We start from the raw sequence: 26,593 nt of genomic DNA on the forward strand, positions 1-26,593 counted from the left end.
GAGGCAGTTTTTAAAAATATCGACCGTAACGCGAGTTATATCAGCGATTTTCAAAATATATCGCTTTACCGACAATAATCGCTAAAACTAGCACCTTATATTAAGAAGAAAAGGCTGTTCCAACATATGGACAGCCTTTTCCTCTATTTCTTTACTTTTCTAACTCGCCCTCTTATTTCTCCTCTTTTTTGTGATTTCGTATGGACATTAACATATACGTTTGCTTGAATAATTTCTTGAAGTAAATGTACAAATGATTTCCCTTGTAAAGGTCCCTCAAAATCCTCCACATTCACTACACCAGTAATGCTTCCCTCGTTCAAGCTAATACCTTGCTCCAGTGGACCATACAAATATAAAACAACAGGACCAATTTGAGTAGACTTCCCTAAATGAATTTGACACGATGTAACCTTTTCTATATTTTTTAGTATGACTCTGTAATGCAATTTCGTTAAATCATCACTAAAAATAAACTCTGCTACCCCAAAAGCTTCTGTATTTACAGGAGGCACTTCCCTCTTACCTGTTAACCTGGCAAAGAAATGTGTTGTCATAAGGCATTCTCCTTATATAAATTTCCCAGCACTACTTCTACTACTTTATGGTTTAGACATAATCATTTATGACTTTTTCAATTTTAATTACAAAGAAAAGATTCACAAAATCTTTACATTGTAATTGTTCCTGTAGATTGAAAGTCTCTTGTATAATGCACATAGAAAAACATTATAGGAGGTTCCATTGAAAACTAACAAATACACTTTTCATACATTATTAGAGATTTTTCTCGTCTCATTTAAATTAGGACTTACTTCATTCGGCGGTCCTGTCGCTCATCTCGGCTATTTCCACCACGAATACGTGCAAAAAAGAAAATGGATGGATGAACGAAGCTATGGAGATTTAGTAGCACTATGTCAATTCCTTCCCGGTCCTGCCAGCAGTCAAGTCGGTATGGGGGTTGGATTATTACGGGGCGGGCTATTAGGAGCTATTATTTCATGGATTGGATTCACTTTACCGTCTGTGCTTGTTTTGGTTTTCTTCGCCTCATTCCTTAATCAGTTCGATCTTGGAAGTGCTGGCTGGATTCATGGACTAAAACTTGTAGCAGTCGCTATTGTCGCTCATGCCATATGGGGAATGGCGCGGAAGTTAACTCCAGATCGCAATCGTGCAACGATTGCGATTGTAACTGCCGCAATCGCCTTATTATGGCCAAGTAGTTGGACACAAGTCACCCTCATCATAATATGTGGCTTTATCGGCTGGTTTTTATATCGCAACCAACCAATTAGCCAATCTCAACATATAAAAGTACCTATTTCAAAAAAGATAGCAGTTTCTTGTCTCGTCTTATTCTTTGGACTATTACTACTGCTACCAATATTAAGACCGTTCTCTTATTACATCGCTTTATTTGATAGTTTCTATCGCTCTGGCGCACTTGTATTTGGAGGAGGACATGTCGTGCTGCCTCTTCTTGAAGGTGAGTTCGTACAAAACGGAATGATGACGAAAGAACAGTTCCTAGCTGGATACGGATTAACACAAGCAGTACCAGGACCACTGTTTACATTCGCCTCTTATATAGGAGCAGTGTTAAACGGGACGCTTGGGGCATTACTCGCAACAATTGCGATTTTCTTCCCTGCTTTCTTACTCGTTATTGGTGTTTTACCATTTTGGAACAGCGTGAGAAAAATATCATTCATACAAGGCGCACTACTTGGAGTCAATGCCGCTGTTGTCGGTATTTTACTAGCAGCTTTTTATGATCCTATTTGGACAAGCACAATTATGAACGCTGTAGATTTTGTTTTTGCATCTCTTCTATTTTGCTTGCTCGCTTTTTGGAAAACACCACCTTGGGTTATCGTTATACTCGGGGCATTTGGCGGATATGCTCTATCCATTTTATAAATAAAAAACGACGGCATGATGTAGCCGTCGTTTTTCTATTAAAACTTCACAAGCTCTATTCCTTCTGGTAATTCGCTCTCTGTTAAAATACGCAATTCCTTCACACGATCCATTACGTAAGAAGAACGCTTCACAAGCTCTGGATCAATATAAGCTGGATGAACCATAATTTCTACCCTTTGTTCACCTTGTACTCTTTCTTTTAACTTCACAAAGTAATCTTCCGTCACACCATCCGCATAAAAGTCACTGTAAAACACATCAGAAAATGGGCGCACCGCTCTATCTTCCTCACAACGACGAATCGGAACATTATATTTAGCCGCTAATCTCTCAAGAACATCATGTAAAATCGGTAAACCATGCACATGATGATGACTATCTAAATGAGTTGGTGTTAATCCGTAAGATAGGAATTTCTCAATTTGAGCAGTCCACTCTCTCTCAACTTCTTCTGGATTTATATTTCCTTCCCTTACGACACCTTGTTTATGAAACAATCCATCGCTACTTACAAGTGATGGTACGTCTCCAAGAAGTGGTTCTCCTGCCGTTAATACAAGATGTACTCCTACTCCTAGCGTTTCATACTCTTTGGCTAAGCGTACCGCATGCTCTGTTCCTGGCATATTCATCATCATCGTCGTTGAATTTACAAGTCCGTTTATATGCCCATCAATAATGCCGTAATTTGTACCTTCTGTAAGACCGAAATCATCTGCGTTTACAATTAACTTAATCATCGTAATACCTCCTAATAAAGTGAAACTTTAATCAGTGGGGGGTTTTCTCCCCCCCACTGATTATTAGTTGAACCAATCGGACTTTTATGGGCAGTTGATCCCCCACCTAATTTCTTTGTTTTCGCTGAATTTTGAGGTAGTGGTCTTACTGCCCATTAAAGTGGGATAGAATAAAAAAAGCGGGCTAAATAGCGCCGCTTTTACTTCTCTACCTTTTTGAAGAACTGCGGAAGATATTCTTTATGTGCTTCCAACATTTCATCTAAAATTTGTTTTGCAACTTTATCTGATGGTACAAGTGGATTGATTGTCATAGCGAGCAGCGCCTTATGATAATCCCCTGTAACAGCAGCTTCAATTGTTGTGCGCTCAAATGATTTAATTTGTTGTACTAAGCCGCGAACTGGTACTGGAAGATCTCCGACCGCAATTGGTTTTGGACCTTCTTTCGTAATAATACAGTTCACTTCAACAGCAGAATCATCTGGTAAGCTTGCAATTGTTCCGTTGTTTCGTGTATTAACAGGCTGGATATCACCTTTATTGTTGTAAATAGACGTAATTAAGCTACATGCTGCGTCACTATAATAAGCGCCGCCACGTTTTTCTAATTGTGGTGGTTTAATATCTAAATTCGGGTCTTTATATAACTCAAATAAATCATTTTCTAATTGTTTTACTACTTCTGCACGTGTACCTTTTTCAACAGAAGCTTCTTTTTCTTCTTCTAACATTTCACGTGTTTTGTAGTAATAACGATGATATGGACATGGAATTGCACGAAGGCCGCGAATAAAGTCTGGTTCCCAGTTAAGCGCTGCGATATTTTCCATCGTAATTTGCTTTTCCGGATCTGTTACAAGCTCTAACACACGATCCATTACACTTACGCCATCTAAGTATACATCTAGTCCGTATACCATATGATTTAAACCTGCAAAATCAACGTGGACACGACTTGCATCTACTTCAAGTAATCTTGCAAGACCCATGCGGATTCCGATTGGAACGTTACATAGACCAACTACTCTTTGAATATTTGTATAACGAAGGACAGCTTCTGTTACCATACCTGCTGGGTTCGCAAAGTTAATTAACCATGCATTCGGACAAAGCTCCTCCATATCCTTACAAATATCTAAAATAACAGGAATCGTTCTCAGCGCTTTGAATAAACCACCAGGACCATTCGTTTCCTGACCGATTACATCATATTTTAACGGGATCGCTTCATCTTTTGCACGTGCTTCTAATAAACCAACGCGAAGCTGTGTTGTTACGAAGTCAGCATCCTTCAATGCCTCGCGGCGATCAAGTGTTAAATGTACCTCAATTGGTAAACCTGATTTTTTCACCATACGTTTCGCTAAGTTACCAACAATTTCTAACTTTTCTTTTCCTGCCTCAATATCTACTAACCAAATTTCACGAACAGGAAGCTCATCATAACGTTTAATAAATCCTTCAATTAACTCTGGTGTATAACTAGATCCACCGCCGATTGTAGCAATTTTAATTCCAGTCATGCTTTATTCCCCTTTCGCTTCAAGCTTTTTATAAAGATCGATAAACTCTGCTGCTAATTCTTTCACTGTAATCGCATTCATTAAATGATCTTGTGCGTGAATTAAAAGAACACTAACCTCTGTTTTTTCTCCTCTTGCTTCTGATTGTATGAGCTCTGTTTGGAAATGATGCGCTTCATTAATCGCTTCTTTCGCCTTTACCATCGCTTCATCTGCTTCTACCATTTTCCCCTGTTTGGCAAATTGAAGTGCCTCCATCGCAAAGCTTCGTGCGTTACCACTATTTAAAATCAATTGGAATGGAATTTGTTCTGCTGTAGTCATCATAATTACCGCCCTCTCTATAAGGTTCAACCGATTTAAATACCCCTTCAGTTTGAACATGTCTATTAAAGTATGAATTTATTAATGATAGTTTAGTGTTCATATAGATGTTTTTCATCTTTTTGAACATGATATAAAGGTAATTGTTCTCACAGGTATCGTTGTCTATGAGAACAATTACTATGTTACATAGGTACAGAGTTGTTATTTTCTTGTGCTGCTTTCTCAGTACGGATAACTGAACGATCGCATGCGACAACGAATGGGAAGTAAATCGCCATTGCAACAACAAAGTTGAATAATTGTAAAATCGCACCAGAAGGATGTAAACCTGTTACAAGATACCCACTAATAATTGGTGGAACGTTCCATGGAACCATCGCTACTGTTTTTGGTACCCATCCTAAGTAAATTGCTGTATAAGATGTAATAACTAACACAACAGGTGTTAATACGAACGGGATGAATAAAATTGGATTTAATACGATTGGTGTACCAAAGATTACTGGTTCGTTAATGTTAAATGCACCAGGTCCAATTGATAGACGAGATACACCGCGTAATTGTGCACTTTTCGCTACAATTAATACAACTACTAAAAACGCTAATGTTGCACCAGAACCACCAAGATATACGAAAGTATCAAAGAATGGTTTTGTAATAATGTTTGGAACATCAAATGCAGATGTACCATCTTGGAATAACTTAATATTTTTCTCTAATGCTGGTAAATAAAGTGGCTCAATAATACCACCAACAATATTTGGACCATGTAAACCGAAGAACCAAAGTACATGTACTAATAACGCAATAAAGATTGCACTTGGTAACGTACCCGCTAAACCTTGTAATGGAACTTGTAATGTATTAAAGATATACTCATGAACACTTGTACCTGCTAGTTTTACTGCTAATTGAATACTTGCAATACCTGTTAAAATCACAAATGCTGGAACTAAAGCAGCGAAAGATTTCATTACTGCTGGTGGTACACCGTCAGGCATTTTAATTGTAATGTTTCTTTGAACAAAGAAGCGGAATATCTCCGTTACGAGTATGGAGACAATAAGTGAAACGAACAAACCCTGTGCGCCTGTCCAAAGCATATTTATTCCAGCTTCTTTTGGTGTTGTTGGTGTAAGAATAATTAATGCACCAAACGAAATAATACCTGCTGACAATCCATCAACACCGTAAGATTTTGCTAAGTTATAACTTATGGTAACCGCCACCATCAGAGCTAATACCCCGAAGGACCCTGTCCACATACCAGCACCAATTTGTGTCCAAGTTTCACCGAATAAATCTTTCATAAAATTTTGGAATGCTGGAATTGGTAAACCATTAACTAGTACTGCCATCGAACCAACTAAAATAAGTGGCATAACTGCAATAAATCCATCTCGGATCGCAGCTAAGTGACGTTGCGATCCGATTTTACCAGCAATCGGAACCATGTACTTCTCCATAAATGCAATAAACTTTTGCATTTTACTTCCCCCCTAATTATTTTTTAAGTGTTAATGCGTGATCTAAAACTGCTTCTCCATTCATCATGCCGTAGTGCATTGGATTGATAACGTCGATTCCAACGTTTCTCTCGTCAGCAAGCGTTTTCATTGAAGAGAGCATGTAACGAACTTGTGGTCCTAGTAATAATACATCTGCTTGATCGATATTCGTTTTTACTGCATCCCCAGATACAGCCCAAATCTTGCCTTCTAGACCGCGAGCTTTTGCAGCCGCTTCCATTTTTGTAACTAGTAAACTTGTAGACATCCCTGCTGAGCAACATAATAAAATATTCATTTGAAAATCCCCCTTGTGTAGTATAAAAAATTTATGTTTTATTTATTTTTCTTTACGCTATTTATTAATGCAATTAGCGTGCCAACTTTTTAAAACCACTAAAATCAGCACTTTTTCGACTGTTTTCTTTGTGTGTTAACGCTTTCAATTAGTGTGTTACTCAAAAAACACACAGTGTGTTATAAAACAACACGCTTTTAACACATAACTGTATGAAAATAGATTAGTGTTTAGTTGTCTAGTTATGCTTAACATAAAAAAACACTAAAAAAATCTTTCATCGTAGAATCTAGTAAAAAAACAACATGCTCTTGAACACACTCTTCTATCTATTGTCCAAGCAAATTCTACTAGATTACATAGAATAGAGTAAAATAACACAATTCGAAAGGAGATTCCTATGCCAAAACATAGAAAACAAAGCAAAATAAAGATTTATAGAATAAAAAGCTATAAAAAAGACAAGCGTTCTGAAGTAGACTCTGACAAATTTGAACTAGAACAGCAGGACAAGCACGATACACAAGACAAACAAGATGAACAGGATAAACAAGTACAATCAGAAAATGTAATTATAGTACCCACAGATTCACACAACTTAGATGTGTGGGATGAAATTTCTCTAAAGGAAATACAAGCTGGTGAACATACAAATTTATTTAAAGAAAAGAGTAATTATCAAAATATTAATTTAGTCCAAGTAAACGATATTCGCTTATACTTGGACAAGCAACTACAATTCAGCTCCGTCGATGAGCAAATTTATCATGAAGCACTTGTACATCCAATTATGTCAAAAGTAATTGATCCAAAACGTGTTCTCATATTAGGCGGTGGCGATGGTCTTGCCCTGCGAGAAGTTTTAAAATATGAAACTGTACTACATGTAGACCTTGTTGACTTAGATGGATCGATGATTGATATGGCTCGTAATGTTCCAGAATTAGTTTCTTTAAACAAAAGTGCATTTTTTGATAATCGTGTAAATACACACGTATGCGATGCAAAAGAGTTTTTAAGCTCTCCTTCCTCTTTATACGATGTAATCATTATTGATTTCCCAGACCCAGCGACAGAGTTGTTAAGTACTTTATATACAAGCGAACTTTTTGCTCGTATAGCTACATTCTTAACAGAAGATGGCGCATTCGTCTGCCAATCTAATTCACCTGCTGATGCACCTCTAGTATACTGGAGCATCGGTAATACAATTGAACATGCTGGACTAACTGTGAAAAGTTATCATACAATCGTTCCTTCTTTTGGAACTGACTGGGGATTTCATATCGCTGCTAATTCTGCCTATGTACTAGATCAAATTGAACAATTATATGTAGTACCAACTCCTCGAACCTTGCCTGCTCTTCTTTTTCCTTTATTTCAATTTAAAGAAGAACATCTAGAACAACGCAACCTCGCTCTTTTAAATTCAGAATCGAACCTTATCCTACATCAATGCTACAAACAGGAAATGAAGTTTTGACGATATTATAGTAAGGAGTGTTGCCTATGGAATATTCTACTTTTGGCAAGCATATAATAGTAGATTTATGGGGAGTAGATTTTTCTCTACTAGATGATACGCACTTTTTAGAATATCATTTAGTTACAGCTGCAGATTGCTCTGGTGCCCATGTTTTAAACGTAAGTAAAAAAGAATTCCAGCCATATGGTGTTACTGTATTAGTGTTATTATCAGAAAGCCATCTTTCCATTCACACTTACCCGGAACAAAATTTTGCAGCTATTGACTGTTATACTTGCGGTACAACCGTTGAACCACAAATTGCGATTGATTATATCGTAAATATATTAAAACCGGAGCGGATGCATATAAAAAGATTAATTCGTGGTATAGGAGAAATTGTTACTGCCGATTAATTATAACTCTTACTCATCCGGAAAAAGGAGGTTTGTAAATACCATCAGTGGGATAAACATTCCACTGATGGTACAGGCATATACATAAAGTGAAACTTTAATTAGTGGGGGTTTTGTTCATCTCCCACTAATTATTAGTTGAACCAATCGGGCCTTTACGGACAGTTAAGCTCCCTCCTAACTTCCTTGCTCCAGCCACATTTTGAGGTGGGAGTTTTACTGCCCGTTAATGCGGGATAAAAAAACCTTGCATAAGCAAGGTTCATTCATCCACCGACATCTTCCTATATAACTCTACAAACTCACTCGCTAATTCTTTCACTGTAATTGCATTCATTAAATGATCTTGCGCGTGTACCATTAAAAGAGTAACTTCGGTCTTTTCGCCACCAGCCTCTTTCTGGATAAGCTCCGTTTGTACACGGTGCGCCTCTTTTAATTCCTCTAGCGCTTCTTGTAATTTAGCTTCTGCTTCTGTAAACTCCCCACGCTTCGCACAATCAATTGCTTCCATTGAACAACTTCTCGCGTTTCCTCCATGCAAAATTAAATGAAAAGCTTTCGTCTCTATCGTATCCATTTTACTTCTTTACTCCCCCTTTTCTTCTGCTACTTTTTGTTTATCCCATATTTTTAAGAACGGTAAATAAATGAAGAATGCAAGCGCAAAGTTGACGAGTTGTAAAACAACACCTGAAATTTTCCCACCCGATCCTAAATATCCACTGAAAAGAATAGGTGTCGTCCAAGGTACAGCCGCCCCACTCGGACGTGCGACCCATCCCCATTCCATTGCAAAGTAAGAAACAATTGTTAACACAACTGGAACCAATATAAATGGAATTAATAAAATTGGGTTCATTACAATTGGCATACCAAAAGTTACCATCTCATTAATATTAAATATACCAGGCGCGATTGACAATCTCCCTAAACTTTTTAATTGTTGACTTCGTGCAAATAGTAACATTCCGACAACTAGAGCCAGCGTTGCACCAGAACCGCCCATATAAATCCATAAGTCAAAAAACTGTGCCGTAATGGTATTTGGTACATCTTGCCCAGCTTGAAAGGCAACTCGATTTTGATCCATTAACGACAACCAAACAGGGCTCATTACACCACCAACAATAGTAGCACCATGAATTCCACACGACCAAAGAACATGAACGAGAATAACTGCTATTATTGCGCCCCAAAGACTAGCACCAAGTACACTAAGTGGTTCCTGTAAAATTTGTCCTACAATATTATGGATACTGCCAAAAGAAGTATTTTCTATAATTAAGCGTAAAATCCAAATAACTGTTACAACAATAAAACCTGGAACAAGTGCCGCAAATGAACGCGTGACAGCTGGTGGAACTGTCTCTGGCATCTTTATAATTATCTTTTTTTGTACAATAAACCGATAAAGTTCAGTAGATATAAGTGCAATAATCATTGCTACAAATAACCCTTGGCTTCCCATTAATGCAGCTGGGATAGCGCCTTCTACAAGTACACTCTCTTTTGTACTTGGTATAATATATGCAACTTGAAATGGAGTCGCAAGTAAAAACGTCACAAGCGACAATGCCCCGGATGCTAAAGCATCCACTTTATAATACTCTCCAAGCCTGTAAGCGATTCCAAAAACAGCTATTAAAGCCATTATATTAAAAGTTGCACTAACTGGATACCCTAAAGCTCTCTGCCAATTCTCACCAAACAAACCTGCCATAAACTCGTTATATCCCGGTATCGGCAGTGCACTAATAATGAGGAAAAACGATCCAATAATTAAGAAAGGCATCGTTAAAATAATTCCATCTCGAATTGCTTGTAAATGCCTCTGCTCTGCAACCTTCCCTGCCACCGGCATCACATACTTCTCTAAAAACCGTATCATCTATCCCACTCTCCTCATGGTTTCATTGACAAAGCTGCTTGCAAGATAGCTTCTCCATTACAAAGTCCGTAATGGACGGATTGAATAACATCAACAGGTACCCCTTTCTCCTTACATAATTCTTTCATTTTCGGTAATAAATAACGTACTTGCGGTCCAAGTAACAGGACATCAGCTTTATCAATATGACTATTCACTTCAGAACCTGATACTGCCCAGATTTTCACTTCTATCCCTCTTGCCTCTGCTGCTTTCTCCATCTTTGTAACAATTAAACTGGAAGACATTCCCGCTGCACAGCAAAGCAAAATATTCATTTCGCTTCCCTCCCCCTTTTTCTAAACCTAAGTTATGGTGCATCCCTTGCCACCACTAGGTTACAAATATATATGTCTAGATTTCCTGCTGTATGCCGAGCTTAAAAACAAAAATTTCTTGGTTTTCACGCTATTCCATTTATCCGTATTCTCCTAGTAAAGAGGACTCTAACTCGCTATAATGATTCAGTATGATTTTTTAATTGATAGGAGGATATATTTATGAAGGCATATCGCTTTCCACTTATTTTATTATCTTCTATCCTAATTGGTGGTTTCATTGGTTATTTCATGGGTGCCGATGCAGTTGCTTTAAAGCCGCTTGGTGATATTTTCTTAAACTTAATGTTTACGATTGTTGTACCTCTAGTGTTCTTTAGCATCGCATCGTCTATTGCTAATATGGATGGATTAAAACGTTTCGGTAAAATTATGTCTAGTATGGCTGGGACTTTCTTATTTACAAGTATTTTAGCTGCTATTTTTATGATTATCGTCGTGAAAGTATTCCCGCCAGCACAAGGTGTTGTACTAGAACTAACACAACCTGACAAAGCCGGCAAAGCTGTTAGTGTTGCAGATCAAATCGTCGGTATTTTAACAGTATCTGACTTCTCGAAGTTACTATCTCGTGAAAATATGTTAGCTCTTATTTTCTTCTCTATCTTAATGGGGATTGCAACTTCAGCAGTTGGCGAAAAAGGAAAGCCATTCGCTACATTCCTACAAGCTGGTGCAGAAATTTCAATGAAAGTTGTATCTTTCATTATGTACTACGCTCCAATCGGACTTGCTGCTTACTTCGCAGCATTAGTTGGTGAATTCGGACCACAACTTCTTGGAACTTACTTCCGAGCAGCAATGGTATACTATCCAGCTTCTCTTATCTACTTCTTTGTATTCTTCACGTTCTATGCATACCTTGCAGGTCGCAAACAAGGTGTACAAGTATTTTGGAAGAACATGGTCTCTCCTACAGTTACATCACTTGCAACTTGTAGTAGTGCCGCAAGTATTCCAGCGAACTTAGAAGCAACGAAGAAAATGGGTATTTCTTCAGACGTTCGTGAAACAGTTGTCCTTCTTGGATCTACACTTCATAAAGATGGATCTGTTTTAGGCGGCGTATTAAAAATTGCTTTCTTATTCGGTATTTTCAACATGGAATTCGAAGGACCGAAAACATTAGCAATCGCACTTGTTGTTTCTTTATTAGTAGGAACAGTAATGGGTGCTATTCCAGGCGGTGGTATGATTGGTGAAATGTTAATCGTATCTCTATACGGTTTCCCGCCAGAAGCATTGCCAATTATTGCAGCAATTAGTACAATCATTGATCCACCTGCAACGATGTTAAACGTAACAGCAGATAACGCTTGCGCGGTAATGACAGCTCGCCTTGTAGAAGGTAAGAATTGGATCAAAAACAAATTTGCTTAATAGATAGAAAGAGGATGCTCGTTTAGAGCATCCTCTTTTTGTCGTTATTTGTTAATAAGTTGATATCTCCTCTCGCCACAAATTTGTTACAATCTTCACAAATATTCCACATCCATTATCCATTCTCCGTACTATAATCATGTATGGAAAAGGAGATGGAAATAATGACTCAAAGCGCACCAGAATTTAAAGTTTTGCAAAGCATTGCATTTCTCGCTGTTGTTTTGCAAAGTTCCTTATTATATACAATGAATCAAGGAAATGTCTTACTTGAGCAATCTCTCATTATGGGCATGCTATTCAACCTTGCAAAATTCTCAGCACCAGCATTCATATTTATCGTTGGATTTCACTTAATTCGGCACTATACGAAGCAATTAGTATATAAAGAATATATTTCTGAAAAAGCGACACACTTACTCATTCCTTATTTCTTTTGGTCTATTCTTTACCTATTAACAACAAACGATCTTATTACATTACAAAGTGGAATAAAAAGTTTATTACTCGGAACAGCCGCGCCCCATCTTTGGTACGTTATTATGATGTTCCAAATTCACTTATTGTTCCCTTTACTATGCACACTTTTTTATTGGTTTCAAAAACGAACAGAAAATAAAAAAGACATATATAAATATATGACCTTTTTCGCGTGCCTATATTTTCTATTAATGTGGTTCTCTTCTCACTATATTTTTAATGGAGAAAAATTAACAAGTTCAACAATTTTACATTATACAGATCGATCATTTCTATTCTACTCATTCTATTTCGTTATGGGTGGCATTGCCGCTGTAGCACTAAAAACTTGGCGTCTATTCGTCATGAAACATATCCCGCTTATAACAATATTATTTTTCATCTTATTTTTATTCATCAATTATGAGTTGTTTAGTTTTCACGGAGCAAACTCTATTCATTTAACTGTTTCTACCTATTTAAAACCATCTATGTTTTTATATATCGTATGCGAAATTATCATACTGTATGTGTTATCTATTATGATAGTACAGCGTCGTGGTTTCTTATATAAAACGTTACGTTTCATTGGAAATTACACGTATGGTGCTTATTTAGCTCACTTATTCTTCTTGCAACTATGCACAAAGTTTCTTTCTTTATTCACACTGCAAGAAAATACTATATTATATAGCCTATTACTATTTGTGTTAACGGCTATTATCTCTATTTCAACAATGGTCATTTGTAGCACAATACCATTTCATACTTGGATTACAGGGCCTTCTCCTACAACAAAGATGAAATGGACGAAGGTTGTATTCCGAAAAAATCATAAAAAACTATTCAAGCCATATATTTGATATAATGATACGCATATAAAAAGAAAGCGAGAGACACCTATGATTAATCAAGTTGGACAAATTATGCTATATGTAAATAACCAAGACGAAACAGTACAATTTTGGACAGAAAAAGTAGGGTTCCAAATCATTGCGGAAGAAAATAACGGAAACGGATTCCGCTGGATTGAAATTGCGCCGGCGAAAGAAGCAGGAACAAGCATCGTCCTTCACGATAAAGCGTTAATCGCGAAGATGCAACCTGAATTAAACTTAGGTACTCCTTCACTTATGTTCTTCTCAAATGACTTAGACCGTCTATATAAAGATCTTTCAGAGAAAAATGTCACAGTTGGACAGGTTGTAGATTTACCTACTGGTAGAGCATTCAACTTTGCTGATAATGAAAATAATTACTTTGCAGTAATGGAACGTAAATAAAAAATAAGCTATCCGAAAAAATCGGATAGCTTATTTCATTTTAAGAAACTTGTTCTGCATTCGTTTCTTTATGCTGTATATGGCTCGTGATCCAAGCAATTCCACCGGCAACAACGAGATAACATAACAATATTAAAATTTGCATTTGTAATTGCGACCAATCTCCTAAAGAGATAACATCTTGTAATCCTCTAAGAGAATGGGACATTGGGAGAAACTGTCCAATTTTGCTAAGCACAGCTATGTTTAATTCTCCTGGGAAAGTACCTCCACTCGTCGCTAATTGCAGGACAAGAAGCGTTACCGCTAAGAACTTTCCAACAAGACCAAATACTGTTACTAACATAAGAATAAATGTCATGAACGTAAAGGAAATAACAATACTTGATAAAACAAAAAGTGGCACACTGGCAACTTCTAGTTTCATAACACCTAGCACAACTACATCTACGAGTAGCGCTTGAATAAGTCCAATTAAATATACCAATCCTAATTTATTAATAAAATGTACCGTTCCGCTTACCTTCATATTTTGTCTGCGGCCAAGAGGTAAAATATTCGATGCCATAATTCCGCCAACATAAAATGCAAGTGATAAGAAATATGGTGCAATGCCTGAACCGTAGTTAGGAACGTCAGAAACTGTTGACTTCACTAACTGAACTGGCTCTGAGAACATCGTATTGCGTGCATCATCATTACGGACATCCGCTATCTTCTCTGCGCCCTCTCCCAATTTCGTAGAAAGTTCTTTCGCACCATCATCAAGTTTAACAAGTCCATTTGTTAATTTACTAGCACCGTTATTCAGCTCCGTTCCACCACTCGCAAGCTGATTTACACCTTCTTGTACTGTTGTAAATCCATTTCCCCACTTCGTAAATCCATCAGCTAAATTCGATGCACCATCTGCTATCTTTTTCGTTCCAGCAGTAGCTTCATTTAACTTAACTCCGAATGTATTCATGCCTTCTTCAATCTTATGTTGACCCTCAGTAAGCTTCTTCGCACCTTGTGTCAATTGTTGTTGGCTATTATTTAAAGTACTTGTTGCTTTAGCTAGTCCATTAGACGTAGCAACAATTTTTTGAAAAGCGGGATCTTGCTGCACTTCTGGATGATTTTTCACGTACTCTTCTAATTGTTGTTTTACACTATTAGCTGCACCATCCGCTTTTACTTGGCCTTCAGCAAGCTTCTCACTTCCACTCACCCATTCATTTGTACCAGCACTTAATTCACTAACTCCTGATTGTAACGTTTTTTCACCTTGTGCTAATAACTCCATACCACTATGAAGTGATGTCACTCCTTGACTCAGCTCATTTGCCCCCCCGGTTAAAGCAGATTGACTGGATGCAAGCTTTTCACTTCCCTCTTTCAATTTCGATGTCCCATCACTTAAACGATCAATACCATCCGCAAGCTGATTCGCTCCATTTTTTGCATCGGTCGTTCCTTCATGTAACTTCTCAGCCCCATTACTTGCATCACTCAATCCTTGTGCCAAATCTTGAAACTTTGAAAAGACACCCTCTGTATAAGATTTCGTAATACTATTTGAGATTTTTGTTTTCATATTTTCAACAGCTGTCGTTCCAATTTGAGCTGCTACAAAGTTTTTACCTGGATTTACTTTGTACTGTAACTTTGCTGGCTCTGGTTTCTCATCCATAAGTGTACTTACCTTTTTAGAGAAATTCTCTGGAATCGTAACAACCATATAATATTTATCTTCTTTTAACCCTTCATCAGCATTTTTTTCTGATACGAAATGAAAAGCCAGTTCCTTATTCTCTTTTAAATTTTTAACAAAATCGTCTCCTGCATGAATTGTTTTTTCATCCATCACAGCACCCTTATCTAAATTCACAACTGCAACAGGTAATTTATCTAATTTTCCGTACGGATCCCAATATCCAGCCAAGAAGAATCCTGAATAAATTAACGGAACGATTAATAAAAAAATTAAAGCGATACGTCCATGTTTATGGTGCCACATCGCTTTCCAATCTTTAAATATAAGTTGAATTCCTTTCATGAAACATACTCCTTCTCCTAATTTCACACCATTACAATGGTTTAACAGATTTACTATACACGTCACTTTCCATACTGTATAATACATCTTTAATTATCAATTCATTCCTTTTGGTCTATAGAAAGGAGATTCGAAATGGAACTGCTCCAGTTAAAATACTTTCAGACAGTTGCACGACTAGAACATATGACAAAGGCAGCTGAAGAATTGCATATCGCGCAACCTTCACTCAGCAAAACAATCGCTAGACTTGAAAAGGATTTAGGCGTCCCTTTATTTGATCGCCAAGGCCGACAGATTACTTTAAATTCTTTCGGAAAAGTATTTTTAAAACGGGTAGAACGTATTTTTCATGAATTAAGTGAAGGGGAACGAGAAATTAAAGATTTAGCCGAATTACAACAAGGCTCTATTACAATGGCCGTTTCTATTCCAAGAATATTACCAGAACTACTAGGTTCTTTTTTACGAGAACATCCTAATGTTCGATTCCAGCAATTTCTTGCGTCTACTCCTTCTATGAAACGACAACTGGAAAATATGGAAATTGACTTTTGTCTTTCCTCTGTACCAGTTGAAGGAGAAGAAATTGTTTGGGAACCACTTATTACAGAAGAAATTTTCTTAGTCGTTCCTTCAGGCCATCGGTTATCAAACCGCGAAAGTATCCACCTGCATGAAGTAAAAGACGAACCGTTTATTAGTATGAATACTGGCTATGGATTTCGGCACTTAACGGATGAATTTTGTAAAGAAGCTGGTTTCACTCCGCATATTGCTTTTGAAGTAGATGAACCGACAGTGATTAGCGACCTCATTAAGCAAGGTCTCGGCATCGCTTTTGTTCCAAATTTAACTTTATTAAAAAACTCTACTTTAGCAGCAAACAAGTTGCGTATTATTGAACCCGCTTGTAAGCGAACCATCGGATTAAGTTGGTCAAAAAAGCGATACTTATCAAAAACAGCTCAGCAATTCCGTGAATTCGTGATTGACTACTTCTCTAATATTAGGACGCAAAATTATATCAACCAATAAAAGGTGCCACCCTCATATGGTGGCACCTTTTATTGGTCACTCTTTTTTAATTCCATTTCAGCTAAAAGTGGTAGTACATTATCAAAAATATGCGTATTATTATTTTCACCTGTTACATATCCACCATAATATCTACTAAATACGTTGTCATTTCGGAATGTGGACATATGATCATACAATTCCTTCGCAAACTTTGTATCACCTGTTTGTAGTACGTACAAAATCGTTAGTCCATACGCGGCTGGCGATTCATAATTCACAGTTTGTTTTCCCGTTTCTAAATTGTAACGACCGTATAGCTTTCCATCCTCCTGGAATCTCTTCTTTATAAATTCCAAATAAGCAGCTGATGAAAGACCACCTAAACTTCGATGATATGCAACGTATGATTGGTCAATAAGATTCACTTCTTTATCGTACGTAAATGTACCATCTTCTTTATATTCTTTTGGGAATGCCCAGCCGTGCCTTGGATAATCTGCTAAAAATTGAACGATTTCCTGATATTGCTGAGCAGAAACTTTACCGTACTTCTTCATATAAGAGAATGCACGCGGATTTATGTATGATGTTGTTACAAAATTATTTTGTTTCCCTGCATCTGCATCATAATAATCAACATAATAATTATCTTTTTTATTATAACGAAGTACAGCATCACTTAATTGATCGGCAAGGTTTTTATAACGCTCTTCCTTATACATTTCATAAGCACGATATAATTGTTCTATAATACGAAGATCATCTATAAGTGCATTTGTAGCTGACTGCCTCTCTCCCTTTTCAGAGAGTTTCCATAAAACGATATGATTCTTATATACGAAATTATCTTGAATAACCTTTACTTGCTCATCAAATAACGCCTGGTCATCTTTATCAAGTGTATATTGTAACCATAATCCCGCCGATTCTGATAAAGCTTCACGTCCCTTCGCTTCACCCGTACCTGCCTTAGTATCTACTAAACGATACGTGGCAAGCGTTCCATTTTCATTCACCATATGTCTTAAAATAAAATTTTCTGTACGGTTTCCTTGTAAAGCTGACCAAAATACAATTCCACCTAGAGCGATTAAGAAGATAACTCCAATCCCTATATATAAACGTTTCCGCAATCTTTTCACCTCCCTAGTAAGGCTAACCTTAATTTTATCAGAACATACATAAATTTAAAAAAGACAATCTATTAGATTGTCTCCCCCATTTCTATCCCCCACAAACCTCTTTAGAAGGTTTATATAGCGATTGTACAAGTCGATCATATTCACGACGTGTAATTTCTTTATTATATAGCTTCAATAATAAATCTCTATGCTCTTTTGAAAATGCCATCTTTTTAATGACTTCAGGATACATAAAACACCCTCTCCATTTCACATAAACTTCTTTTTCGAAAAACAGAACTTATGTTCGCATAAAAGATTATAAAAGATTCCTGCGCAAAAAACAAACAAAATATAAGCAACTACTTATTTCTTTCTATTCAAAATATTACAACATTATATTATCATATTCACTTTTTAAATACATATATATTTTTGGTAGTTTTTTTGAATAAATCTTCCAATTCAATCAGAAAATAATGGCAAAAAAGAAGAGGAGTTTACATATGGATACGGTAACATTAGCAAGAGCATTTTTTGGTTCTTCATTAGCATTCCACATTATCTTTGCAACACTTGGCGTTGGACTTTCATTGATGATTTTTATAAGCGAAATACTCTATCACTGGAAGAAAGACTCCGACTATGCCATTATGGCGAAAAGATGGACAAAGGCGTTTGCTATTCTTCTCGGTGTAGCAATTCCAACTGGAACAATTGTCGGTGTGCAAATCTCACTTCTTTGGCCTGGTTTTGCCAAAATTGTTGGGCAAGTTATTTCTGTTCCCTTCCAAATTGAGATTTTTGCCTTCTTTTTGGAGGCTTTATTCATGTCGATTTACGTATATGCAGCCGATAAACTTCCTCCATTTATGAGATTAATCTCGCTATTTTTCGTCATGCTTGGTGCCACGGCATCCGCCGTTCTTATTACATCAGCAAATACATGGATGAATACACCAGCAGGATTTTCAATGAATCCAGATGGATCTGTTTTTAACGTTGATCCTTGGAAAGCTTTCTTTAATCCGAGTTTTGGCACAAGTGCATTCCATGTCGTTATTACGGCTTATGCAACTGGTGCGGCTGTCATTGCTTCTATCGCTGGATTTAAATTATTGAAGAAAAATTTAAGTACACGTGAAATTGCTTATCATAAAAAGGGGCTACTATTAGGGCTTGTCGTGACATTTATTACAGGCGCTACGATGTGGCTTTCAGGGCACGAATCGGCAATCGCCCTACATAAACACTCACCTGAAAAACTTGCATCTGCTGAAGCTTTATTTGAAACGACATCACACGCACCGCTATCCATTGGCGGGATTGTGGATCCTAATACGCTTGAACTAAACTATGCACTTGAAATTCCAAACATGCTTAGCTTATTAGTGGGACTAGACCCTAGCACTGTCGTAAAAGGTCTAAATGAATTCCCACAAGAAACATGGCCACCATTTTATACACATACACTGTTCAACTTAATGGTCGGCACTGCTGCGTTTACCTTTGCAGTTGCAGCAATTGCTCTCTTATATTGGTACTTCGTTTACCAAAAAAAGGGGACAGAACTACCGAAGTGGCTACTTTGGGGGGCTGCCGCATGCGGACCAATTATGATGCTCGGTATTGAATTCGGATGGATTTTCAGTTGTAGCGGTCGTCAGCCATGGACAATTTATGGTATGCAACGTACAGTCGATGCTTCTACTCGCGCTGATTTCGTCGGTCCTTTATTTGTTTTATTCATCATTTTATATATTGGACTCGCTATTTTAACAGTCTTTGTTCTACGGACATTCTTTAGAAGACATCCATTAAAGAATGATTTACAACACCAAGGAGGCGATTCTCGTGCATGAGGAAAGTATTGCAATCATCATCTTATGGGCCCTTATTTTCGTATACAGTATATTAGGATCCATCGATTTTGGAGCTGGTTTTTGGGGCATGGTATACGCAAAACATCCAACGCTCGCTGCCAAACTTGCCAATCGGTACTTATCACCAACTTGGGAAGTAACAAATACGTTTCTCGTTTTCGTCGTTGTCGCATTTCTCGGCTTCTTTCCGAAAGCGGCCTTTACTCTCGCAACCGTTATGTTCGTACCAGTTATGTTAATTTTAGTACTCGTTGCAGTACGTAGTACATTTATGGTATTTGCTTACTCCTTGCCAAAATATCAGTACCTTCTTCGGGTTATTTCAGGTATTACTGGTCTCTTAATTCCAGCACTATTAATTACCGTTTTACCCGTTACAGAGGGAGCGTATATTACAATGTCTGAAGGAAGAGAAGTACTCCTGTATGGAAAACTTCTTTCTAGCCCGGTTATCTATTGTTATATGCTCTTCGGACTAACGTCTGAACTATTTCTCTCCTCTCTCTTTCTTGCTGATTTTGCGAGAGAGCAAGGTTCAGAAGATGCATACAAACTTTATAGAAGGAATGCTATCATACTTGGCCCTGCAACACTTGTTACGGCGATTATCGCTCTCGTTGTAATGGATCCAGAAACACATTGGCTTATGCAAGGATTAATAAAGCAATTCCCATGGTTTACAGTTTCTATTGTTCTATTCGTTATCGGATACTCGTCCCTTTGGTGGACAAACAAGAAGTATAACACACTAGGATTCCCTCGCATTGCTGTTTTAGCTGTCGTCGCTCAATATGCATTTGCAAGCTATGCTTACGGGGTCGCGCATTTACCGTATATTATTTATCCTGACGTAACTGTATTTACAAGCTTTACAACGAAAGAAACGTTCTATGCACTGCTCATTCTATACGCAATTGGGATTGCAATTTTATTACCAGGATTTATTTTCTTCTGGAATTTATTCTTGAAGGATCGTACTTTTTTGAAGGAAAAATAATATAGCCTTGGAGTCTGTTCCAAAAGGTATTTTGGGATAGACTCCTCTTATTATATTTTGTCGTTAAGTCGATATATTTTAAAAATTTCCGATATAAATCTCATTTCCTACCTTACTGCCCAATCAATTTATAGGCTCCTATCACAATAGTTATTTCACTACTAGTGACACTTGTCCTTTAGCATGAAAAACACATATTCGCTTCATCTCGTTATACGTCTAGTTCTTCTTATTTTTTGCTGAATATACTACCAATATAAACTTGAGACAAGCTACATCTGTTTAAGGGAAAATAGAAAGGTAGGCAAAATATGAGCATTGAAATATGGATTACTATTATTGTATTCTTCTTAACAATGATTGTTATCTTTTGGCGGCCTCGAGGTTTAAATGAGGCGTGGCCAGCAGCGGTCGGCGCTGGTATTATCCTCTTTACAGGAATCGTATCAAAACCAGACGTCATAGATATTGTTAGTAAAATAGGAGGAGCCTCCATAACAATATTAGCGACCATTGTTATGGCAGTTATATTAGAAAGCTTCGGCTTCTTCCATTGGTCCGCAGCGAAACTAGCAAATTTAGCAAAAGGGTCCGGTCACCGTTTATACTGGTATATTCAATTACTATGTTTTCTTATGACTCTTTTATTTAATAACGACGGCAGTATTTTAATTACAACTCCAATTTTAATTCTTCTTCTAAAAAACCTTCAATTAAAACCACATCAACAAATTCCTTATTTATTAAGTGGCGCTTTAATCGCTACTGCGTCTAGTGCACCAATTGGTGTAAGTAATATCGTAAACTTAATTGCATTAAATATCGTTAATATGACTCTTTATATGCATACTGCTATGATGTTTGTACCTGCAACATTAGGCTTATTATTTATGTCATGGCTCATGTATACAGTTTTGAAGAAAAAACTTCCGAAAAAATTACCTGTTTCTTCATATGATATTGAAGAAATTTTTTTCACGAAAAACTTCCATCCACTAAAAGGAAATAATTCTGTTGATACGAAACAAAAACGGACAAGATTCATGTTAAAAGTATTAGGTTTTGTCTTCCTTATGCGCTGTCTTCTATTCGTTGCATCCTTCTTATCCATACCAATTGAAATCGTTGCGGTACTCGGTTCACTCGTTCTTCTCATTTGGAGATGGTACTACTTACGAACAAATCCTGTCGACATTTTGAAAAAGACACCGTGGCACATTTTAATTTTCGCCTTCTCTATGTACGTCATTATTTACGGACTCCACAACGCAGGATTAACAGCTGCACTTGTACAATGGCTCGAGCCAGTTGTGAATCAGCATCTACTCTATGCTAGCTTTGCGATGGGCGGACTTGTATCCATCCTCTCTAACGTCTTCAATAACCATCCTGCCCTTATGATTGGTACGATCACATTAACAGAAATGGGACTAGATCCAGTCACATTAAAAACAATCTATCTCGCAAACATCATTGGTAGTGACATCGGTTCACTATTACTACCAATTGGTACGCTAGCTTCACTCATTTGGATGTATATTCTGAAACAAAACAAAATTAAAGTAAAATGGAAAGACTATTTAAGTGTATCCCTTATCGTTATCCCGCTCACAACAGTCGTCACACTATTCCTCTTATTCTACTGGGTACACCTCTTCTTTGCCTTATAAAGTGAAACTTTAATCAGTGGGGGTTTTGTTCATCCCCCACTGATTATTAGCCCTAACCAATCGGGCTTTTACGGGCAGCCCGACCCCGACCTAACTTCTTTGCTTCCGCTGAATTTTGAGGTGGGGGTCTTACTGCCCACAAATAGCGGGATAAACAACAGAATCCCCATTTGCTACCGTCTTAGCAAATGGGGATTCTTCTATAATAAAGTTAGGTACTACAGTGTGATCAATCAAGTAAAGAGGTGTAACGTGTTATTGATATAAATGACTACCAGCTTCTTTAAATTCTTCTGCTTTCTCTTTCATTCCTTTTTCAATTACTTCTGTCGTTTCTAAATCATTTTCTTTTGCATATTCACGAATATCATGTGAAATTCTCATACTACAAAACTTCGGTCCACACATTGAACAGAAGTGAGCTGTCTTTGCCCCTTCTGCAGGCAACGTTTCATCGTGATATTCCATCGCACGTTCAGGATCTAAAGATAGATTAAATTGATCGCGCCAACGGAATTCGAAGCGTGCTTTTGAAAGTGCATCATCACGCTGATGAGCCGTTTTATGTCCTTTCGCAAGATCAGCCGCATGCGCTGCAATTTTGTACGTAATAACACCCGTGCGTACATCATCTTTATTCGGTAAACCTAAATGTTCTTTCGGCGTTACATAACAAAGCATCGCCGTTCCAAACCAACCGATCATCGCAGCTCCAATCGCCGATGTAATATGGTCATAACCTGGTGCAATATCTGTCGTTAGTGGCCCAAGTGTGTAAAACGGCGCGCCCTGACAAATATCAAGCTCTTTCTCCATATTTTCTTTAATTAAGTGCATCGGTACGTGTCCAGGTCCTTCGATCATAACTTGCACATCATGTTTCCAAGCAATTTTGGTTAATTCACCAAGTGTTTCAAGCTCAGAAAACTGTGCTTCATCATTTGCATCTGCAATAGACCCTGGACGTAATCCATCTCCAAGAGAGAACGAAACATCGTACTGTTTCATAATTTCACAAATCTCTTCAAAATGAGTATATAGGAAGTTTTCTTTATGATGGAATAAACACCACTGCGCCATAATCGAACCACCGCGTGAAACGATACCTGTCGTACGCTTTGCCGTGATTGGAATGTAACGAAGCAATACACCAGCGTGAATCGTAAAGTAATCAACGCCTTGCTCCGCCTGCTCAATTAACGTATCACGATATACTTCCCACGTTAAATCTTCTGCAATTCCGTTTACTTTTTCCAGCGCTTGATAGATCGGTACAGTTCCAACTGGTACAGGCGCGTTACGAATAATCCACTCACGCGTCGTATGAATATTTTTACCTGTAGATAAATCCATAATCGTATCTGCACCCCAGCGAGTAGCCCACGTCATCTTCTCTACTTCTTCTGCAATAGAAGAAGATACAGCAGAGTTTCCGATATTTGCATTGACCTTCACATGGAAGTTACGCCCGATAATCATCGGTTCAGCTTCTGGATGATTAATATTCGCTGGTAAAATAGCACGGCCTTCTGCGATTTCCTTACGAACAAACTCCGGCTCTACCCCTTCACGAATCGCAACGTATTCCATCTCAGACGTAATAATGCCATTACGCGCATAGTGCATTTGCGTAACATTTGCACCTTGCTTTGCTCTAAGCGGCTTACGATCCATTTGCGGGAAAACAGGTGTATGTTTCGAAGCCACTTTCACACCGTCATCCTCTGGTTTTACTTCACGCCCTTCGTATGCTTCTACATCACCACGCCCCATAATCCAGGAGTGGCGCGGCGTTGGAATGCCTTTTTCCAGCTCGACCTTATACGCAGGATCTGTATAAGGACCGCTCGTATCATACACACGGATTGGTGGATTTGGGACGCCATTCGTTTCGCTTTGTTCAATCTCACGCATCGGCACTTTCATACCTTCTCGTGGTCCATCCACATATACTTTCTTACTCCCTGGTAAACTCGATTTCAATTCAATTTGCTCAGCTGAAACAGATTGTTTCATAAATTTTGTTGCCCCCCTGTTCGTGACAAGGACAAGATATGGCCAGCGCATGCCAAAATAAAAAGAGCCAGGTCCATAAAAAAATAAGGACCTGGCTCATAAAGACATCATTATGTAAAGCCGTTAACTTCCCTACGCTGGTACGAGCCAGATCAGGTCCAAAGGGTTAAGAAGTTCACGCGCTTCTCTCTCAGCCTACGCATACGTTAGGCACCCCTAGTTTATCACTGATTTAATTTTCAATACTTTCCCATCATACACTATAATCTGAAAAATTCAAAGTTTATTTCTTTTGTTTTTTATGGAATCATCCACGTTAAATAATATGCTTGAACATACGTCATAATACCAACAATAATTACGAAGAATAAACTATGCTTCACTGTAAAACGGAACAAATCCGATTCTTTTCCAGCAAGACCAACTGCTGCACAAGCGATGGCAATCGACTGCGGGGAAATCATTTTACCTGTTACACCGCCTGTTGTATTTGCTGCAACGAGAAGCACTTCAGATACGCCGACTTGCTGCGCTGTAATGGCTTGTAAATTCGAGAACAGTGCATTCGCAGACGTATCAGACCCTGTTAGGAATACGCCAATCCAGCCTAAGAATGGTGAGAAGAACGGGAATAGTCCGCCTGTTCCAGCTAATGCTAACGCTAACGTAGAAGATAGGCCAGAATAGTTTGCGATAAATGCAAACCCTAGTACAAATCCGATAGATAGAATTGGCATTTTTAATTCGTTTAACGTTTCTTTAAATGTCACTACTGCATCTTTTACATTCATTTTCAAAATAAACATGGAAATGATACAAGCAATTAAAATCGCTGTTCCAGTTGCCGATAATACATCAAACTTTAGAATTGCCTCGTAAGGCGTTGGTTTATTTACAATTGGCTCTGCTTTCATTACTAGATTATGCAGACCTGGAATTTCAAACTTAAATACAAGACTTTCTAAAGCCCCTCCTGGAGCAAATAATGCCTTAAAGAAATTTTGGCTCCAAATGACTACCATAACCGTTAATACGATAAATGGGGACCATGCCTTCACTACTTTTCCAAACGTTAATTTCGGCATCGATGCTGCTGTCGTTGTTGCTGCTACCTCATTATTTGCTTGCCCGGATTGATAAATTTCTTTCGGCTGCCAAACTTTTAAGAACAGTGCTAAACTCACTAAACTTACAAGTGCTGACGTAATATCCGGAAGTTCCGGTCCTAAGAACGTCGCTGTAATGAACTGCGTAATCGCAAATGAACTACCTGCTACAAGTAACGCAGGCCACGTTTGTCTTACCCCTTTAAATCCATCCATTAAAAATACGATAAAGAATGGAACAAATAATGATAGGAACGGTAATTGATGCCCAGCCATTTGTCCAATTTTATGTGGATCAATACCTGTTACTTGTCCAGCAACTGTAATCGGAATTCCCATCGCTCCAAACGCCACTGGTGCAGTATTTGCAATTAAACAAAGACCTGCTGCGTATAAAGGATTTAACCCAAGACCAGCAAGAAGCGCTGCTGTAATCGCTACTGGCGCTCCAAACCCTGCCGCTCCTTCTAAAAATGCTCCGAATGAAAATCCAATTAAAATAACGAGTAAACGATGATCGTTCGTAATCGATAATACCGATGCACGAATCACATCGAATTGACCTGTTTTTACAGAAATTTTATATAAAAATACCGACATAATGATAATCCAAGCAATTGGCCATAACCCGTACAAAAAACCGTACCCGGTTGCTGCCATTGCCATCGTGAACGGCATTTTATAAGCGAATAATGCTACTAAAACTGTAAGTACAACTGTAATAAATCCTGCCACATACCCCTTCATGCGAAAAACCGCTAAAGCTAAGAAAAAAAAGATAATCGGAATAAGTGCTACTGCTGCTGAAATCCAAATATTACCGAACGGATCATAAACTTGTGTCCATGTGTTCATTGTCCTCTCCCCCTAAAGAATCCCCTATTAAATAAATACAATCTTATCAATAGGCTATCAGGTCATCATACCTTTAAGCCTAAAAATAAAAAACGTTTAAGAAAACGTTTTCAACAACTTCCATTTATACTGTACCATAACAATTTCCATTAAAAAAGATTTTTTTGAAAATTTTATCATTTAACAAAAAAATCTTACAAAATCGTCATGTTCTTGTAATGTTCATCGATAGAAAGCTTACCTAAATTATTGCATAATAATAGTATAACAACAGACATTATTCAT

The 26,593-nt window shown here is 37.8% G+C and carries 24 protein-coding genes and 1 riboswitch; of the genes, 10 read left to right on the top strand and 14 right to left on the bottom strand.

From position 1 onward, the window contains the following. Nucleotides 1–143 precede the first annotated feature (143 nt). Nucleotides 144–557 (bottom strand): exosporium regulatory protein ExsM, encoded by a 414-nt coding sequence (gene exsM / locus ACYFX0_RS16570; RefSeq protein ID WP_000207046.1) that lies wholly within the window; start codon nt 555–557, stop codon nt 144–146. Nucleotides 558–744: 187 nt separating this feature from the next. Between exsM and ACYFX0_RS16575 the strand changes: the two genes are divergently transcribed. After that, nucleotides 745–1,926, top strand: coding sequence for a chromate transporter (locus ACYFX0_RS16575; RefSeq protein WP_017763758.1), 1,182 nt, complete (start codon nt 745–747; stop codon nt 1,924–1,926). Nucleotides 1,927–1,964: 38 nt separating this feature from the next. Here the strand turns inward: ACYFX0_RS16575 and chbG are convergent, their stop codons facing one another. The 5 genes from chbG to ACYFX0_RS16600 all read right to left on the bottom strand — a co-directional run bounded on the left by chbG (nt 1,965) and on the right by ACYFX0_RS16600 (nt 6,328). Further along, complete coding sequence (gene chbG / locus ACYFX0_RS16580; protein WP_460270975.1) at nt 1,965–2,669, bottom strand: chitin disaccharide deacetylase; 705 nt, start codon at nt 2,667–2,669, stop codon at nt 1,965–1,967. Between the two features lie 200 nt (nt 2,670–2,869). After that, entirely contained in the window at nt 2,870–4,195 is a 1,326-nt protein-coding gene (gene celF, locus ACYFX0_RS16585; protein ID WP_042596701.1) for a 6-phospho-beta-glucosidase, read from the bottom strand. Nucleotides 4,196–4,198: 3 nt separating this feature from the next. Continuing rightward, nucleotides 4,199–4,522 (bottom strand): PTS lactose/cellobiose transporter subunit IIA, encoded by a 324-nt coding sequence (locus ACYFX0_RS16590; protein WP_000989059.1) that lies wholly within the window; start codon nt 4,520–4,522, stop codon nt 4,199–4,201. A gap of 182 nt (nt 4,523–4,704) precedes the next feature. Next, complete coding sequence (gene celB / locus ACYFX0_RS16595; protein ID WP_001168857.1) at nt 4,705–6,009, bottom strand: PTS cellobiose transporter subunit IIC; 1,305 nt, start codon at nt 6,007–6,009, stop codon at nt 4,705–4,707. 16 nt (nt 6,010–6,025) lie between these two features. Then, nucleotides 6,026–6,328 (bottom strand): PTS sugar transporter subunit IIB, encoded by a 303-nt coding sequence (locus ACYFX0_RS16600; protein ID WP_001023569.1) that lies wholly within the window; start codon nt 6,326–6,328, stop codon nt 6,026–6,028. Between the two features lie 400 nt (nt 6,329–6,728). On the opposite strand from ACYFX0_RS16600, the gene ACYFX0_RS16605 reads away from it, so the two are divergent. Both ACYFX0_RS16605 and speD read left to right on the top strand, forming a co-directional pair. Further along, nucleotides 6,729–7,811 (top strand): polyamine aminopropyltransferase, encoded by a 1,083-nt coding sequence (locus ACYFX0_RS16605; protein ID WP_001123950.1) that lies wholly within the window; start codon nt 6,729–6,731, stop codon nt 7,809–7,811. A gap of 26 nt (nt 7,812–7,837) precedes the next feature. Beyond that, nucleotides 7,838–8,209, top strand: coding sequence for an adenosylmethionine decarboxylase (gene speD / locus ACYFX0_RS16610; protein ID WP_000456838.1), 372 nt, complete (start codon nt 7,838–7,840; stop codon nt 8,207–8,209). Between the two features lie 262 nt (nt 8,210–8,471). Here speD and ACYFX0_RS16615 read toward each other — a convergent pair whose 3' ends face one another. From ACYFX0_RS16615 to ACYFX0_RS16625, 3 genes are read right to left on the bottom strand one after another with little or no spacing between them, the layout of a single operon-like run. Further along, a complete protein-coding gene (locus tag ACYFX0_RS16615) occupies nt 8,472–8,789 on the bottom strand; it encodes a PTS lactose/cellobiose transporter subunit IIA (protein ID WP_000379645.1) in 318 nt (105 codons plus the stop codon). 9 nt (nt 8,790–8,798) lie between these two features. Next, on the bottom strand, nt 8,799–10,100 hold the full coding sequence (gene celB, locus ACYFX0_RS16620; protein ID WP_000617788.1) for a PTS cellobiose transporter subunit IIC: 1,302 nt from the start codon (nt 10,098–10,100) through the stop codon (nt 8,799–8,801). Nucleotides 10,101–10,114: 14 nt separating this feature from the next. Further along, nucleotides 10,115–10,417 (bottom strand): PTS sugar transporter subunit IIB, encoded by a 303-nt coding sequence (locus ACYFX0_RS16625; protein ID WP_001023546.1) that lies wholly within the window; start codon nt 10,415–10,417, stop codon nt 10,115–10,117. A gap of 222 nt (nt 10,418–10,639) precedes the next feature. Here ACYFX0_RS16625 and ACYFX0_RS16630 point away from each other — a divergent pair, with 222 nt between their 5' ends. From ACYFX0_RS16630 to ACYFX0_RS16640, 3 genes are all read left to right on the top strand, one after another. Beyond that, nucleotides 10,640–11,857: a dicarboxylate/amino acid:cation symporter gene (locus ACYFX0_RS16630; RefSeq protein WP_000649376.1), complete on the top strand. Its 1,218-nt coding sequence runs from the start codon at nt 10,640–10,642 to the stop codon at nt 11,855–11,857. A gap of 164 nt (nt 11,858–12,021) precedes the next feature. Beyond that, on the top strand, nt 12,022–13,179 hold the full coding sequence (locus tag ACYFX0_RS16635) for an acyltransferase (RefSeq protein WP_000194339.1): 1,158 nt from the start codon (nt 12,022–12,024) through the stop codon (nt 13,177–13,179). Between the two features lie 39 nt (nt 13,180–13,218). Then, on the top strand, nt 13,219–13,599 hold the full coding sequence (locus tag ACYFX0_RS16640) for a VOC family protein (RefSeq protein WP_000610157.1): 381 nt from the start codon (nt 13,219–13,221) through the stop codon (nt 13,597–13,599). 40 nt (nt 13,600–13,639) lie between these two features. Here the strand turns inward: ACYFX0_RS16640 and ACYFX0_RS16645 are convergent, their stop codons facing one another. After that, entirely contained in the window at nt 13,640–15,640 is a 2,001-nt protein-coding gene (locus tag ACYFX0_RS16645; RefSeq protein ID WP_000676320.1) for a YhgE/Pip domain-containing protein, read from the bottom strand. A 135-nt stretch (nt 15,641–15,775) separates the two neighbouring features. Between ACYFX0_RS16645 and ACYFX0_RS16650 the strand changes: the two genes are divergently transcribed. After that, a complete protein-coding gene (locus ACYFX0_RS16650) occupies nt 15,776–16,678 on the top strand; it encodes a LysR family transcriptional regulator (protein ID WP_000421919.1) in 903 nt (300 codons plus the stop codon). A 29-nt stretch (nt 16,679–16,707) separates the two neighbouring features. Here the strand turns inward: ACYFX0_RS16650 and ACYFX0_RS16655 are convergent, their stop codons facing one another. Further along, nucleotides 16,708–17,793 carry a hypothetical protein gene (locus tag ACYFX0_RS16655; RefSeq protein WP_001231675.1) on the bottom strand — a complete coding sequence of 362 codons (1,086 nt, stop codon included), beginning with the start codon at nt 17,791–17,793 and terminating at the stop codon, nt 16,708–16,710. Between the two features lie 91 nt (nt 17,794–17,884). Continuing rightward, on the bottom strand, nt 17,885–18,034 hold the full coding sequence (locus tag ACYFX0_RS16660; RefSeq protein WP_000283180.1) for a hypothetical protein: 150 nt from the start codon (nt 18,032–18,034) through the stop codon (nt 17,885–17,887). A 253-nt stretch (nt 18,035–18,287) separates the two neighbouring features. Between ACYFX0_RS16660 and cydA the strand changes: the two genes are divergently transcribed. The 3 genes from cydA (at nt 18,288) to ACYFX0_RS16675 (ending at nt 22,331) form a co-directional block, all read left to right on the top strand. After that, nucleotides 18,288–19,643 carry a cytochrome ubiquinol oxidase subunit I gene (gene cydA, locus ACYFX0_RS16665; protein ID WP_000381973.1) on the top strand — a complete coding sequence of 452 codons (1,356 nt, stop codon included), beginning with the start codon at nt 18,288–18,290 and terminating at the stop codon, nt 19,641–19,643. After that, nucleotides 19,636–20,661, top strand: a complete 1,026-nt coding sequence (locus ACYFX0_RS16670) for a cytochrome d ubiquinol oxidase subunit II (protein WP_000544189.1) — start codon at nt 19,636–19,638, stop codon at nt 20,659–20,661. Before cydA ends, ACYFX0_RS16670 begins: the two co-directional genes overlap by 8 nt. Before the next feature lie 311 nt (nt 20,662–20,972). Continuing rightward, nucleotides 20,973–22,331 (top strand): arsenic transporter, encoded by a 1,359-nt coding sequence (locus tag ACYFX0_RS16675; protein WP_000021145.1) that lies wholly within the window; start codon nt 20,973–20,975, stop codon nt 22,329–22,331. Between the two features lie 255 nt (nt 22,332–22,586). Here the strand turns inward: ACYFX0_RS16675 and thiC are convergent, their stop codons facing one another. Continuing rightward, nucleotides 22,587–24,347 (bottom strand): phosphomethylpyrimidine synthase ThiC, encoded by a 1,761-nt coding sequence (gene thiC / locus ACYFX0_RS16680; protein WP_017763764.1) that lies wholly within the window; start codon nt 24,345–24,347, stop codon nt 22,587–22,589. Nucleotides 24,348–24,459: 112 nt separating this feature from the next. Next, nucleotides 24,460–24,575: riboswitch (TPP riboswitch) on the bottom strand. Between the two features lie 71 nt (nt 24,576–24,646). Then, nucleotides 24,647–26,308, bottom strand: coding sequence for an L-lactate permease (gene lldP, locus ACYFX0_RS16685; RefSeq protein ID WP_001099345.1), 1,662 nt, complete (start codon nt 26,306–26,308; stop codon nt 24,647–24,649). Between the last annotated feature and the right edge of the window lie 285 nt (nt 26,309–26,593).

It is taken from the genome of Bacillus sp. NEAU-Y102 (assembly GCF_054788175.1).